This is a genomic window from Microbacterium sp. NPDC058342, assembly GCF_042723935.1.
Lineage (GTDB): Bacteria > Actinomycetota > Actinomycetes > Actinomycetales > Microbacteriaceae > Microbacterium.
In genome coordinates this window covers 1,188,333-1,201,894 of the sequence record NZ_JBHXID010000001.1, presented here as the reverse complement: position 1 = coordinate 1,201,894, position 13,562 = coordinate 1,188,333, and the positions used below count along the sequence as shown (strand labels likewise).

Annotated in this window: 11 protein-coding genes; 5 read left to right on the top strand and 6 right to left on the bottom strand. The window is 71.5% G+C overall.

Features of this window, described 5'->3' with window-relative positions; genetic code table 11:
* Nucleotides 1-19 precede the first annotated feature (19 nt).
* From ACFWHT_RS05410 to mtrA, 4 genes are all read right to left on the bottom strand, one after another.
* Nucleotides 20-688, bottom strand: a complete 669-nt coding sequence (locus tag ACFWHT_RS05410) for a ComF family protein (RefSeq protein ID WP_378826172.1) — start codon at nucleotides 686-688, stop codon at nucleotides 20-22.
* A 92-nt stretch (nucleotides 689-780) separates the two neighbouring features.
* A complete protein-coding gene (locus ACFWHT_RS05405) occupies nucleotides 781-2,487 on the bottom strand; it encodes an LpqB family beta-propeller domain-containing protein (RefSeq protein WP_378826169.1) in 1,707 nt (568 codons plus the stop codon).
* Nucleotides 2,484-4,157 carry an MtrAB system histidine kinase MtrB gene (gene mtrB / locus ACFWHT_RS05400; protein WP_378826167.1) on the bottom strand — a complete coding sequence of 558 codons (1,674 nt, stop codon included), beginning with the start codon at nucleotides 4,155-4,157 and terminating at the stop codon, nucleotides 2,484-2,486. Before mtrB ends, ACFWHT_RS05405 begins: the two co-directional genes overlap by 4 nt.
* Nucleotides 4,158-4,165: 8 nt before the next feature.
* On the bottom strand, nucleotides 4,166-4,846 hold the full coding sequence (gene mtrA, locus ACFWHT_RS05395) for an MtrAB system response regulator MtrA (protein WP_378826164.1): 681 nt from the start codon (nucleotides 4,844-4,846) through the stop codon (nucleotides 4,166-4,168).
* 167 nt (nucleotides 4,847-5,013) lie between these two features.
* Here mtrA and ACFWHT_RS05390 point away from each other — a divergent pair, with 167 nt between their 5' ends.
* The 5 genes from ACFWHT_RS05390 (at nucleotide 5,014) to ACFWHT_RS05370 (ending at nucleotide 10,609) form a co-directional block, all read left to right on the top strand.
* Nucleotides 5,014-6,411 (top strand): hypothetical protein, encoded by a 1,398-nt coding sequence (locus ACFWHT_RS05390; RefSeq protein ID WP_378826162.1) that lies wholly within the window; start codon nucleotides 5,014-5,016, stop codon nucleotides 6,409-6,411.
* Entirely contained in the window at nucleotides 6,408-7,064 is a 657-nt protein-coding gene (locus ACFWHT_RS05385) for a DUF4129 domain-containing protein (RefSeq protein WP_378826161.1), read from the top strand. Before ACFWHT_RS05390 ends, ACFWHT_RS05385 begins: the two co-directional genes overlap by 4 nt.
* Nucleotides 7,061-8,299, top strand: coding sequence for a DUF4350 domain-containing protein (locus ACFWHT_RS05380; protein WP_378826159.1), 1,239 nt, complete (start codon nucleotides 7,061-7,063; stop codon nucleotides 8,297-8,299). The genes ACFWHT_RS05385 and ACFWHT_RS05380 overlap by 4 nt, the downstream gene beginning before the upstream one ends.
* Before the next feature lie 77 nt (nucleotides 8,300-8,376).
* The gene (locus tag ACFWHT_RS05375; RefSeq protein ID WP_378827916.1) at nucleotides 8,377-9,300 is read left to right on the top strand and encodes an AAA family ATPase; all 924 of its coding nucleotides are present in this window, start codon (nucleotides 8,377-8,379) and stop codon (nucleotides 9,298-9,300) included.
* 1 nt (nucleotide 9,301) lies between these two features.
* Nucleotides 9,302-10,609 carry a DUF58 domain-containing protein gene (locus ACFWHT_RS05370; protein WP_378826157.1) on the top strand — a complete coding sequence of 436 codons (1,308 nt, stop codon included), beginning with the start codon at nucleotides 9,302-9,304 and terminating at the stop codon, nucleotides 10,607-10,609.
* Nucleotides 10,610-10,666: 57 nt separating this feature from the next.
* Here the strand turns inward: ACFWHT_RS05370 and katG are convergent, their stop codons facing one another.
* Together katG and ACFWHT_RS05360 are read right to left on the bottom strand one after the other, a co-directional pair.
* Entirely contained in the window at nucleotides 10,667-12,946 is a 2,280-nt protein-coding gene (gene katG / locus ACFWHT_RS05365; RefSeq protein WP_378826155.1) for a catalase/peroxidase HPI, read from the bottom strand.
* A complete protein-coding gene (locus ACFWHT_RS05360) occupies nucleotides 12,943-13,419 on the bottom strand; it encodes a Fur family transcriptional regulator (RefSeq protein ID WP_378826153.1) in 477 nt (158 codons plus the stop codon). Before ACFWHT_RS05360 ends, katG begins: the two co-directional genes overlap by 4 nt.
* Nucleotides 13,420-13,562 lie beyond the last annotated feature (143 nt).

Here is a 13,562-nt window from a genome sequence, read left to right as displayed (position 1 = left end):
GCCGATCACCCGCATGTCACTATCCGTTCACCGGAAGTTCGGCCGTGTCGCGACGGCCGGGCGTGGCGGCCAGCGCGATCGCGCACACCGGGCGGAAGCCGGCGCAGCGCAGCGCTCGGGCGGCCTCGTCGAGCGTGGCACCCGTCGTGACGACGTCATCCACGATCACGACATCTCCCCCGTCGCCGCGCGCCCTGCCGACCCGCATGCTCCCCGCCGCATTGCGCGCTCGCGACGCACGGTCGAGTCCTCGCTGGTCTGCCGTGCGACGCGCCGGGCTCAGCATCCGCTCGGCGCGGAAGCCCGCCCGCCGGATGAGCAGCTCGGGCACCCGGTATCCGCGGCGGCGGAAGGGCGCGCGTCCGGTGGGCACGGGGACGAGCAGGGCGTCCCTCGGCGCGTTCGCGATGAGGGCCCCGGCGAGCGCGGCGCCCAGCGGGCGGGCGAGCATCGTCATCCCCTCCTCCTTCACGCGCCGGATGCAACGGGCCACGACACCTTCGTAGGTCAGCGCCGCGTGCACCCGCAGCCCTCCGGGTGTGCGGACGGTGACCGGATCAGGCCGGAGCGCTTCCCGGCACGCACCGCACAGCAGCGTTCCGGGCTCGTCGCAGCCCGGACAGCAGGATGCGATGAGGAACGCCAGTGCGTCCCGCAGCTGCTCGATCATCCATCGTTCCTCGACCACGAGTCGATGCTGACGCAACGCCGGCGCGCGCTGATGTCACGATCACGGCATCGGTGGACAACCGGGTCCTGTGCTCTCGTGTGCAGGACGAATCAGTATCCGGCGCGGGTGCCGAGCACGAGGACGTCCTGCACCGCGATCTGCCAGGAGGAACCGCGCTGCGCGTAGACCGTCCCGTCGGCGGTGAGCACTCGCAGACCCGTCGGCGTCCGCGCCCCGGCGATCGCGACCGAGCCGTCCGGAGCCGGTGAGGACGATGACGGCCCGCCGACGGCGTATGTGGTCAGCGTCGGCTCGGGCGTTCCCGACAGCACGGCGAGTGCGTCGGAACCGATCCAGGCCAGCCCCTGCACGGGACCGTTGACGTGGCCGACCTCCAGCGGGATCTCTCCCAGCTCGGTCGGCTTGGAGTCCTCTCCCCGCAGCACGGCGAACACGACCACGCGACGCTGCCCGCCGGTCGTGACCACCGCCGCGACGCGGGCGCCGTCCGCCGACACCCGGAGGTGACTGATCGAGTCGGCGCTCGGCCACGCCCGGGCGATGTCGTGCTGCTCGACCTGAGCGCTCACCGCCTTGAGCCGGTCGGGATGATCGCTCGGCACGGTCCAGGTGAAGCCGAACGGGTCGAGTGAGGGCTCGATCAGGCCGGACCTCTCGTCGAGTCCGACCGAGTCGCCGGCGGTGACGGCGAACACGCGTCCGTCGCGCAGCTGCATGGCCGCCAGGGTCGCCGTCGCGGAGATGTCGAGGGAGCGGATGGGGTCGGCGATCCGGTCGAACTGGTCGGTCAGCCCGTCCACGGGCGTGAGCGCACTGCCCGAGGTCGTGGTGCCGAACATCTCGCCGTTGAGCACCAGCACGCCGGGATCCACGATGGTGTCGTCGACCGGAACCGTGTCCGCGTCCAGCAGCGCGCCGTCCACCGTGAAGCGCACCTCGCTCACTCCCGCCTCGACCAGGCTCGCCTCGAGCTGGGTGCGCATCCGCGCGAGGACGGTGGGCGACGCGGTCAACGCGGCGCGCGACAGCGAGACCGAGGCGACCGACGCCTCCACGACCACGGCGTCGCCGGCGAGCGAGACGTCCTCGGTGAACGCCGAGCGCACGGCCGGCGCCAGCCAGCCGCTGGGCTGCCCCGAGATGAGTGCCCGGCTGATCGAGGTGGCCATGGCCGCGCGGCGCGGGAACCAGCGCACGTCCGGGACCAGGTGACTCCAGCTCGTGTCGAAGTACTTCAGCGCGTACTTCTGGTAGACCTGACCGAACGTGTCGGTGTCGAGCACGATGCCATCCGGTGCGTCCGCGATGCGCCACTCGCCGCCCTCGGTGCGCGTCAGGCGGTAGGTGGACTTGCCCGGAGCGGGCAGCGCGCTGTAGGCGCCGTCGGCATCCACGCTCGCGATCTGGTCGAGCTCCACCCGCACCTCGGCGCTCGTCGCCTCCTCGTCGTCGGCCTGGACTGTCGAGGCGATCCGACGAGACTCGACCGACGTGTCGATCGCCACGCCCATATCGGGCTTCCAGGTGCTCTTGAAGTCCTCGGTGAGGTACTCCTGGGCGATCTCCCAGTCGCCGACGGGCGTCATCGACGCTTCGAGGAAGCCGGCCACGATCTCCTCGGGGCCGTCGCCGGCGCGCGGCTTCTCGGCGGTCAGCGTGAACGGCGGCGCCTCGGCGTCGTCGCCGATCGCGAGTCCGGGCTGCGGCGCTCCCGTCGTCGGCAGCCCGGCGCAGCCTGCGAGCAGCAGGGCGGCCGCGGCGACCGCGGCGAGGCGGATGCCGGAATGCGCTCTCATGCGCTCCCCCGTTCCGTGTCGGGTCGGCGGAGCACGATCGGCTGCGTGACGCTGCCGAGGTCCGCCAGCATCTCCTGCGGCTCCACCGGCACAGGACCCTGCCCCTGCGGGTCCGCGCCGGGGCGCGGGAGGGTGAGCACGAAGTTCGTGCCGATGCCCAGCTCCGACCACACCTCGAGGGTCCCCCCGTGCAGCCGCGCGTCGCCCAGCGCGATGGACAGCCCCAACCCCGTGCCGCCGATGGTGCGTCGGCGCGAAGGATCGGCGCGCCAGAACCTGTCGAAGACATGCTCGGCGTCCTCGGGCCGCATCCCCAGGCCGAAGTCGCGCACGCCGACGGCGACGGCGTGCTGATTGCTGTCGACCGTGACGACGATGGGCTGACCCTCGCCGTGCTCGATGGCGTTGCCGATCAGGTTGCGCAGCACCCGGCGCACGCGCCGCGGATCCATGTCGACGGGCGAGTACCCTCCGGGTGCCACCAGGCGCAGCTCCGTGCCGTGCGTGACCGCGAGCGGCCGCAGCTGCTCGACCATGTCCTCCGCCAGCTGTGCGAGGCTGGTAGCCTCGACCTCCAGCTGCACCGAGCCCGCGTCGTAGCGGCTGATCTCCAGCAGGTCGGCCAGCAGCGTCTCGAAGCGCTGCACCTGCGTGTGCAGCAGTTCGGCTGTGCGCGCCGTCGTCGGATCGAACTCGTCCTTCTGGTCGTTGATCATCTCCGCGGCCAGCCGGATGGTCGTCAGCGGGGTGCGCAGTTCGTGCGAGACGTCGGAGACGAAGCGCTGCTGCACCAGGGAGAGCTCGGCGAGCTCCTTGATCTGCCCCTCGATGCTGTCGGCCATCGCGTTGAACGAGCGGCCGAGGCTGGCCAGCTCGTCCTCGCCCCGCACCGGAAGCCGCACGCCGAGATCTCCCGATGCGAGTCGTGCACTGGTGTCGGCGGCTTCGATGATCGGCGCCGACACCGATCTGAGGACCAGCCACGAGATGACCGCGATCAGTGCCACGAGCGACAGCCCGGCCAGCCACAGGGTGCGCTGCACGAACAGCAGGGTCTCGTCCGCATCCGAGAGGTCGTAGGCGATGTACACCTCATACGTGCCCACGCCCGGAATCCTCAGCAGCTGCCCGACCACGATCCCCGCCGACACGGTGCCGTCGTCGTGCGGCAGGGCGATCGACTGCCAGGCCTGCCGGCCCGGCACGCTCACGACCCGCGTGCGCAGTTCGCCGCTCAACTGCGCCGACGAAAGGTTCAGGCTGAACGTGGGCGGCGTGTAGCCGTCGGTCTCGCTCTCGGCGAGGAAGCCGCCGATGCGGTCGGATGACGCGGCGCGCCCGAGAACATTGCGCGCCTCGCGCCACAGTCCCGACAGCCGCGCGCGGTCGTCGGCGCTGGCCTGTCCCGCGTCGAGCACACGCTGCGCCTGCGCCACCGCCAGGCTGGCGTTGTGCTGCGCCTCGTCCTTGCGCGCCTCGAACAGGTCGTTGCGGATGACCAGCCCCATGATGACGCAGGTGACGAAGATCGCGAACGAGGTGAGCACCAGCGTGATCGCGGTCGCCCGGAAGCGCATCGAGCGCCGCCAGGCGGAGGCCACCGTCTGCGGCCAGGTGCGCGGCGAGCGCCAGGACGGAGTCACCACGCGCGTCGCGGTCGTCGCGATCACGGGGTCTCCTAGCCGACGCTCCCGGCACGGTACCCGACGCCGCGCACGGTCATCACGATCCGGGGGTTGTCCGGATCGAGTTCGACCTTCGCGCGCAGCCGCTGCACGTGCACATTGACGAGCCTGGTGTCGGCCTTGTAGTGATAGCCCCAGACCTGCTCGAGCAGCATCTCGCGGGAGAACACCTGCTGGGGCTTGGAGGACAGCGCCACCAGCAGCTGGAACTCGAGAGGGGTCAGAGCGATCGGGGTCGTCCCACGGCGGACCTCGTGCGCGTCGACGTCGATCGTGAGGTCGCCCACGCGCAGCACCTCGGCGGTCGCCTGCGGAGCGGGTCGCAGCCGCGTGCGGATGCGCGCGACGAGCTCCTTCGGATTAAACGGCTTGACCATGTAGTCATCCGCCCCCACCTCGAGTCCGCGCACGACGTCCGCCGTGTCGCTGCGCGCGGTGAGCATGATGATCGGCACACCGGACTCCGAGCGGATGCGCGAGCAGATCTCGATGCCGTCCATGCCGGGGAGCATCAGGTCGAGCAGAACCAGATCGGGGCGCGCGGTGCGCCATTCCTCCACGGCCTGCGCACCGTCGGCGCAGTACTGCACGTCGAACCCCTCGGTGCGCAGCACGATGCCGATCATCTCGGCGAGCGCCGTGTCGTCGTCGACCACCAGGATTCGAGAGGTCATCTGCACCCAGCCTCATCTTTCTTCCGGAAGCGGGCGGCGAAAGTCCCAGCGCGCCCGCGACTCGGATCAGCCTACTTGAGAATCCCGTCCCGGCCGAGAGGCTGTCGCGCGCCCGTCGACACCACCCGATGTGCCACGATGGGAGGGCACATGGGAGGGGGTGCCGAATGAGCGGACAGACCTGGACGCCGGCTCCGAAGAGGGGGGCGATCCCGCTGCATCCGATGCCGTTCGGGACGATCCTCGGTCGTGCCTTCGCGGCGCTGCGCCACAACCCGAAGGTGCTGTTCGGTTTCGCCGTGGTCGTGCAGTTCGCCGTCGGGCTCGTCACTGCGGGCGTACTGCTGCTGGTGGGCTGGTTCATCGCGGCCCGGATCGCCTCGGTGCCCGTCTCGTCGCCGGACTACGGCGTCATCGTCGCGGGCTCCATCGCGCTCGGCGGCGCCGCCGCCATCCTCATGGCCCTTGCGACCGTCGCATTCACCGCCGTCGTGCAGGGGCTGGTCGCCGCGGACGTGTCCTACGCCGCGCTGTCGCGCAAGGCGTCGCTGCGGATGCTGTGGGGCCGTGTCCGCCCCGCCTTCTGGCGCCTGTTCGCATACTCTCTGCTGCAGTCCCTCGCCGTTCTGATCTGGGTGGCGATCATCTTCTCGATCGTGTTCAGCATCCTCTCCGCCGGCGGGTTCCGCAGCGCCGAGGCGATCGCGATCGCGGTCGGCGTCGGTCTGCTGGCCGTGCTCGGCAGCATCCCGCTGTTCATCTGGCTGACCGTCAAGCTCCTCGTCGTGCCGTCGGTGCTCGTACTGGAGGGCGCGACGCTGCGCACCGCGCTGGTGCGTTCGTGGCGCCTGATCCGCGGACGGTTCTGGCCGGCGTTCGGCATCACCGCCCTCATCGGCCTGATCATGGGCCTGGCCGTGCAGGTGGTCGCCTTCCCGGCATCCATCCTCTCCACCGTGCTCACCGGCCTGCTCGCGCCCACCGGTGCGAGCGAGCCGACCGAGTACGTCGGCGTGATCGCCGTGAACGTGCTGCCGCAGGTTCTCGTGCTCGCCGTCCAGGCGATCTCGATCGTCGTGCAGGGCACCGGTGCCACACTCATCTATCTCGACAGCCGGATGCGCTACGAGGCGCTGGACCAGGCGCTGATCCGCCACGTCGATCTCAGCGCGCAGGGCACGCCGGACGACCAGCTGGGCGATCCCTACGTCGTGGATCCCGCCCGTGCGGTCTCCAGCGCGCCGCCGCCGGCGCAGACCGCGTACGGCTCGCCGACCGGCTTTCCCGCCTACCCCGCACAGCAGCCGTACCCCGGCCAGCAGCCGTATCCCGCCCAGCCGTACCCGGCCCCGCAGCAGCCGTACGCCGGCCACCCGTACCCGGCCCAGCAGCCGTATCCCGCCCAGCCGTACCCGGCCCCGCAGTCATACCCGGCCCAGCCGTACCCCGGTCAGGCGCCGTCTGCGCCACCGGCACCGGCCCCGCCTGCGACCGAGCGCTCCGCGCCGCGCGTCATCCCGCCGACCTCCACGAGCCCGTGGGCTCCTCCCGGCGGAGACGCATGATCATCCTTCCCCGCGCCGACGTGCTCATCCCGGACGGGGACGAGGCGCAGCGGTGGGCCGAGGACGAGCTCGCCAAGCAGGAGTATCAGGCCGCGAAGCCCACCTGGTTCGATGAATGGGCGGCGGGCGTCGTGAAGTGGTTCTTCGAACTGTTCAGCACCGACGGCGCCGGCGGCGTCGCCCCGATCGCCGTCACCCTCATCGTCATCGTCGTCATCGCTGCGCTGGTGGTCGCCCTGCTCGTGTGGGGACGGCCCCGGGCCTCGCGCGCCGCCCGCCGCGGTCCCGAACTGCTCGGTGAGCGCGACGACCGCACCGCTGCCCAGCTGCGCGCCGAAGCGGAGCGCCGGGCGCGCGAGCAGGACTGGGACGCGGCCGTCGTCCTGCGCTTCCGCGCCCTCGCACGAGCCCTCCTCGAACGCGACCTCATCGACCCGGCGCCCGGCGCCACCGCTCAGGGGATCGCGCGAGAGGCCAGCGCGCCGTTCCCCGCCCACCGCGATCGTCTGCACGACTGCGCGATCGCCTTCGACGCCGTCCGCTACCTGGGCACCCCGGCAGGCGAAGCGGAGTACCGCGCCCTCGCCGTGACCGACGACGAGCTCCGGGCGGCGACCCCCGTGCTGCGCGCGCCGGAGGCGGTTCCGGCATGACCACGGCCCCACCCTCCGTCTCCGCCCCTTCCGTCGTCGCCGCCGACCCCGTAGACGGCGCCGGGTCCGGCCCGGCGTCGACCGCCGCGCCGCACGCGCCGGGGCGCGGGCGGCGCCTGATCGGATGGATCTTCGTCGCCGCGCTCCTGGTCGGAATCGCCCTGCTGTCGATGCGCTTCGCCGTCACGGATCCCGATCTGACCGGCACGCTGAATCCGGACGGTCCCGGTCCCGCCGGCGCGAAGGCGCTCGCCGAGCTTGCGCGCGACCAGGGCTCGGACATCGACATCACGCGCAGTCGCCTCGACGCCGCCGGCGCGCTCGACCCCGAGACGACGCTGGTCATGACCGACCCGTACACGCTCAGCGATCAGGCCGTGCTCGACCTGATCGATCGCGCGGACCGGGTGGTCCTGCTCGGTGGCAGCGCGCGGATGCTGCGCCTGCTCGAGCTCGGCGAGGACGTGCCGGGCGAGGCGGGCCGGGTGCAGGCCGGGTGCGGGGTGCCCGAGTTCGCCGATGTCGGCGTGATCGAAGCCGAGCGGATGTTCCTGCCGGCTCCGGGCGTCGACGGGTGCTTCCGCGTCGAGTCGGGCGCGTCCGCGGTGCTGCGCACCACCGCGGACGCGCGCATGGTCACGCTCGTCGAGGGGACGCACCTGTTCAGCAACGACGCCCTCGCCGAGAACGGCAACGCCGCCCTCGGGCTCGCCCTGCTCGCCCAGACGGACCGGATCGTCTGGTACGTGCCGAACTTCCAGGACAGCGATCTGTCCGTCGACGAGGACTCCCTGGGCGATCTCACGCCGGAGTGGGTCACGCCCGCGATCCTGCTGCTGATGATCGCCGGCTTCGCGGCGATCTGGTGGCGCGGTCGCCGGTTCGGCCCACTCGTCGCGGAATCGCTGCCGGTCACGGTGCGCGCGTCCGAGACGATGCAGGGGCGCGCCCGGCTCACCGCGAGGGCCGCCGACGCCCCGCACGCCGGCGAGGCCATCCGCACCGGCACCGTCACGCGTCTGGCCGCGCGCCTCGCACTCGGTCCCCGCTCCACCGCCCAGGAGGTGGCGGATGCCGCATCCGATCGCTTGCGGATCCCGCGCACATCGCTGTACGACCTGCTCGCCGGCTCCGCACCGCAGAGCGACAACGAGCTGATCGACCTCGCCCGCAGACTCGCCGAACTCGAGACGGCCGTCGACGACGCCGTCCACATCGAAAGGAACCGCCCGTGAGCGACGAGCGCACTTCCCCCACTCCGCACGCAGACGCGCATCAGGCCCCGCCCGGCGATGACGTGCTGCGCCAGGCGATGCACCGCGTGCGCACAGAGGTCGACAAGGCCGTGATCGGCCAGGCCGGCACGGTCACCGGGCTTCTGGTGGCCCTGCTCGCCCGCGGCCACGTGCTGCTGGAGGGCGTGCCGGGCGTCGCGAAGACGCTCGTGGTGCGCAGCTTCGCGCGCGCCGTGGGTCTGGACACGAAGCGCGTGCAGTTCACGCCCGACCTCATGCCCGGCGATGTGACCGGATCTCTGGTGTACGACGCACGCACGGGAGAGTTCGAGTTCCGTGCAGGCCCGGTGTTCACGAACATCCTGCTCGCCGACGAGATCAACCGCACGCCTCCGAAGACCCAGGCGGCGCTGCTGGAGGCCATGGAGGAGCGGCAGGTGTCGGCCGACGGCGTGAGCCGGACCCTGCCCGACCCGTTCCTCGTCGCGGCCACGCAGAACCCGGTCGAGCACGAGGGCACCTACACCCTGCCGGAAGCGCAGCTGGACCGATTCCTGATGAAGCTCGTGGTCGGGATGCCCGAGCGCGACGCCGAGGTGTCGGTGCTGCGCCTGCACGCGGGGGGCTTCTCACCGCGACTGCTCACCGGGGTGCAGCCCGTGGTCACCGGCGATGAGATCCGTGCCGCGCAGGATGCGGCCGCCCGCGTGCAGGTGACCGATGACGTGCTGGGCTACGTCGTGGACCTCGCCCGCGCCACCCGCCAGTCTCCCTCGGTCGAGCTGGGCGCGAGCCCCCGCGCATCGACATCGCTGCTCGCCGCCGCCAAGGCGTGGGCGTGGCTGAACGCGTCCTCCGCCGTCACTCCCGACCACGTGCAGACGATGCTCATGCCGGTGTGGCGTCATCGCCTGCAGCTGCGCCCGGACGCGCAGATGGAGGGCGTCTCGGCGGATGCGGTGCTGCAGTCCGTCGTGCAGCAGACCCGGGTGCCGATCTGAGATGTACGTCACCGCGCTGCCGGCGCCTCTGATCGCCCTGGGTGTCGTCCCCGTCGTGCTGCTCAGCGCGATGGGACACCCGGTGTGGGCGGTGTTCGGCATCTGGCTGCTGCTGTGCGCCGCCCTCGTCGCGCTCGACGTGGCGCTCGCGGCCAGCCCGCGCCAGGTGGTCGTCACGCGCGCCGTGCCCGCGCGGGCGCGTCTCGGCGAACCCGTGTCCGCCGGCGTCGCCGTGCAGAACATCGGCGCGCGCACGCTGCGCGCCGTGCTGCGCGACGCCTGGCAGCCGACGGCCGGCGCTCCCCAGGCCCGGGTGCGACTGAGCATCCCCGCCTGCGAGCGCCGCCGCGCGCAGATCCCCCTCCTCCCCCGACGGCGCGGCGAGCTGTCCAGCGCGTTCGTGGTGATCCGCTCGCGCGGGCCCCTGGGACTCGCCGGGCGCCAGGCGCGGCACGACGTGCGCGGTGCGCTGCGGGTGCTCCCCGCGTTCACCTCGCGCAAGCATCTCCCCTCGCGGCTGGCGCGCCTGCGCGAGCTGGACGGCAACACCTCCATCCAGGTGCGCGGACAGGGCACGGAGTTCGACTCGTTGCGCGAGTACGTGCGCGGTGACGACATCCGCTCGATCGACTGGCGTGCCACCGCCCGCGCCGGCACGACGATGCTGCGCACCTGGCGCCCGGAACGGGACCGGCACGTCGTCATCCTCATCGACACGGGGCGCACCGCGGCCGCGCGCGTCGGCGACGGCACTCGCGTGGACGCCTCACTGGAGGCGGCCCTGCTGCTGGCGGCGCTGGCGTCGCGCGCCGGAGATCACGTGCACCTGCTGATGTACGACCGGGTCGCGAGGGCGCGGGTCACCGGCGTCGACGGAGCAGGCCTGCTGCCCGCTCTGACCGATGCCATGGCGCCGGTGCACGCCCGACTGGTCGACACCGACTGGGCCGGGGCCTTCGCATCCGTGCGCACGCTGACCACGCGCCCGTCGCTGGTGGTCGTGCTGACCGCGCAGGACGCCGCCGAATCGGCGCGAGGGTTCCTCGGGGCCTTCCCCGACGCCTCCCGCGCCACCACCCTGCTGGTCGGCTCGGTGACCGACGACGCGATCACCCGAACGGCGACGCGCCGCGACTCCCGCATCGACGTGTATCTCGCCGCGGCCGCGGAGCAGACCCTCCGCGACGCACAGGTGGTGGCGGATGCCATTCGGCGGGCGGGCGGCGAGGCCATCGCCACCGACCCGGAGTCGCTGCCGCCGCGGATCGCCGACCGCTATCTCGAGCTGAAGGCGGCCGGGCGCCTCTGACGCACAGAGACGGCGATGGCCCCCACCCGGAGGTGAGGGCCATCGCCGATCGCGGGATCAGACCAGGTCGAAGCGGTCGAGCTCCGTGACCTTGCCCCACGCTGCGACGAAGTCGCGGACGAACTTCTCCGCGGCGTCGTCCGAGGCGTAGACCTCGGCCAGCGCGCGCAGCTCCGAGTTCGAGCCGAACAGCAGGTCGACGCGCGTACCGCGGCCGACGACCTCGTCCGAGCCGTCCTTGCGGCCCTCGAAGGCGTGCGAACCCGGGTCGAGCGGCTTCCACGTGGTGCCGAGCTCGAGCAGGTTCACGAACACGTCGTTGCTGAGCACGCCGGGACGGTCGGTGAACACGCCGTACTGCGAGCCGTCCCAGTTGGCGCCGAGAGCGCGCAGGCCGCCGACCAGCACGGTCATCTCGGGGGCGGTGAGGGTGAGCAGGTTCGCCTTGTCGAGCAGCAGGTGCTCGGCGGGGATGGCGGCCGTCTCGCGCGACACGTAGTTGCGGAAGCCGTCGGCCCTGGGCTCGAGGAACGCGAACGACTCGACGTCGGTCTGCTCCTGGGTGGCGTCAGTGCGACCGGGGTGGAAGACCACCTCGGCCTGCACACCGGCGTCCGCCGCCGCCTTCTCGACCGCGGCGTTGCCCGCGAGCACGACGAGGTCGGCGAACGAGACGCGCACGTCGTCGGTGCGTGCGTCGTTGAACTCGGCCTGGATGCCCTCGAGCACGGCGGTGATGCTGGCGACACGGGCCGGGTTGTTCGCCTCCCAGTCCTTCTGCGGTGCGAGACGGATGCGGCCTCCGTTGACGCCGCCGCGCTTGTCGCTGCCGCGGAACGACGACGCCGCCGCCCAGGTGAAGGCCACCAGGTCGGAGACGCTCAGGCCGGAGGCGAGCACGCGCTGCTTGAGCGCCGCGGCATCCTCAGCGCCGATGAGGGCGTGATCGACGGCGGGCACGACGTCCTGCCAGATGAGCTCCTCGGCGGGAACCTCGGTGCCGACGTAGCGGCTGCGCGGCCCCATGTCGCGGTGGGTCAGCTTGAACCACGCGCGGGCGAACGCGTCGGCGAAAGCCTCGGGGTTCTCCTTGAAGTGCTTCGAGATCCGGCCGTACTCCGGGTCGACCCGCAGCGCGATGTCGCTGGTCAGCATGCGCGGCTCGCGACGGCCGTTCGAGTGCGCGAGCGGCACCATGTCCTCGCCGCCGCCGTTCACGGGGCGCCACTGGTTGGCGCCGGCAGGGCTCTGGAAGAGCTCCCACTCGTAGGCGTACAGGATGTGGAAGAACTCGTTGTCCCAGCGGGTGGGGTGGTAGGTCCAGGTGACCTCGAGACCGGAGGTGATCTGGTCGTCGCCCTTGCCGGTGCCGTTGTTGTTCTTCCAGCCCAGGCCCTGCATCTCGAGGCCGGCGGCCTCGGGGTTGTCCTCGAGGTTCGAGTCGGACGCCGCGCCGTGCGTCTTGCCGAAGGTGTGACCGCCGGCGATCAGCGCGACGGTCTCCTCGTCGTTCATCGCCATGCGGGCGAAGGTCTCGCGGATGTCGCGGGCCGAGGCGAGCGGGTCGGGGTTGCCGTTGGGGCCCTCGGGGTTCACGTAGATGAGACCCATCTGCACGGCGGCGAGGGGGCGCTCCAGCTCGCGGTCGCCCGAGTAACGCTCGTCGCCCAGCCAGGTGGTCTCCGGGCCCCAGTACACGTCGTCGTCCGGCTCCCAGGCGTCGATGCGGCCACCGGCGAAGCCGAAGGTCTTGAAGCCCATGTCCTCGAGCGCGGCGTTGCCGGCGAGGATCATGAGGTCGCCCCACGACAGCGCCTGACCGTACTTCTTCTTGATCGGCCAGAGCAGACGACGGGCCTTGTCGAGGCCCACGTTGTCGGGCCAGCTGTTCAGCGGCGCGAAGCGCTGCTGGCCAGTGCCTCCGCCGCCGCGACCATCGGTCACGCGGTAGGTGCCGGCGCTGTGCCAGGCCATGCGGACGATGAGCGGGCCGTAGTGGCCGAAGTCCGCCGGCCACCAGTCCTGCGAGGTGGTGAGCACCTCGACGATGTCCTTCTTGACCTGCGCGAGATCGAGAGCCTCGAAGGCGGCCTTGTAGTCGAAGTCGGCACCCAGCGGGTTGCGCTGCTCACCGTTCTTGGCCAGGATCTTGACGTTCAGCTGCTCGGGCCACCACACGCGGTTCGCCGAGCCCATCGTGGGGTGCGGCTGGGCGTGGATCACCGGGCACGAGCCGGCGTCGGCCGGCTCGATGGGCTCTTCGGTGACGGTCTTCGTCTGGTCGATGTCTGCTGCGTTGTCGCCGATGGCGGGTACGTCGTCGCGAACGTCGGTCATGGTGTCCTTCCGATGGGGTTGGGGTCTTCAGAGATGGGGGGCCGAGCACTCGCACACGAGGGGCACAGCCCCCAGTACGTCACCTCGGCGACGTCGATGCGATAGCCGTGCGCGTCGGTGGGGACGAGGCACGGCGCCTGCCCCGTGGCGCAGTCGACGTCGGTCACCGCGCCGCAGGAGGTGCACACGAGATGGTGGTGGTTGTCGTCGATGCGCAGTTCGAACATCATCGAATGCCCTGCGGGCTCGATCCGACGCACGATTCCCGCCTCGGCGAAGTCACCGAGCGCGTTGTACACCGACTGCAGGCTGGTCGAGGCGATCGTCTCGCGCACCACGGCGTGCACCACGTCGGCGGTGGCGTGCGGATGCTCGCGCAGCGCCTGATACACCGCGCGGCGGGAGTCGGTCGCACGCAGGCCCGCGGCACGGATGGCCGCGGTCACGGCATCCGTCATCGCGTCGGCAGTCATGCTTCCATCCTAGCTTGTTTTGATCAATTCAAGAAAAGCGACGGCTCCTCGGCGCGGCGCGCGGCGGCGCGCCTGGGTGCGGTCGGGCCGGATTGCGGGATCATGTGATCGCTCGGCGCTCGCCGGGCGTCACAGAAGGGTTG

Bases quoted from the DNA above. Each gene is read 5' to 3' on its own strand.
- ACFWHT_RS05405 (WP_378826169.1), bottom strand. From the start codon at position 2,487: ATGAGAGCGCATTCCGGCATCCGCCTCGCCGCGGTCGCCGCGGCCGCC.
- mtrA (WP_378826164.1), bottom strand. From the start codon at position 4,846: ATGACCTCTCGAATCCTGGTGGTCGACGACGACACGGCGCTCGCCGAG.
- ACFWHT_RS05390 (WP_378826162.1), top strand. From the start codon at position 5,014: ATGAGCGGACAGACCTGGACGCCGGCTCCGAAGAGGGGGGCGATCCCG.
- ACFWHT_RS05385 (WP_378826161.1), top strand. From the start codon at position 6,408: ATGATCATCCTTCCCCGCGCCGACGTGCTCATCCCGGACGGGGACGAG.
- ACFWHT_RS05380 (WP_378826159.1), top strand. From the start codon at position 7,061: ATGACCACGGCCCCACCCTCCGTCTCCGCCCCTTCCGTCGTCGCCGCC.
- ACFWHT_RS05375 (WP_378827916.1), top strand. From the start codon at position 8,377: ATGCACCGCGTGCGCACAGAGGTCGACAAGGCCGTGATCGGCCAGGCC.
- ACFWHT_RS05370 (WP_378826157.1), top strand. From the start codon at position 9,302: ATGTACGTCACCGCGCTGCCGGCGCCTCTGATCGCCCTGGGTGTCGTC.
- katG (WP_378826155.1), bottom strand. From the start codon at position 12,946: ATGACCGACGTTCGCGACGACGTACCCGCCATCGGCGACAACGCAGCA.
- ACFWHT_RS05360 (WP_378826153.1), bottom strand. From the start codon at position 13,419: ATGACTGCCGACGCGATGACGGATGCCGTGACCGCGGCCATCCGTGCC.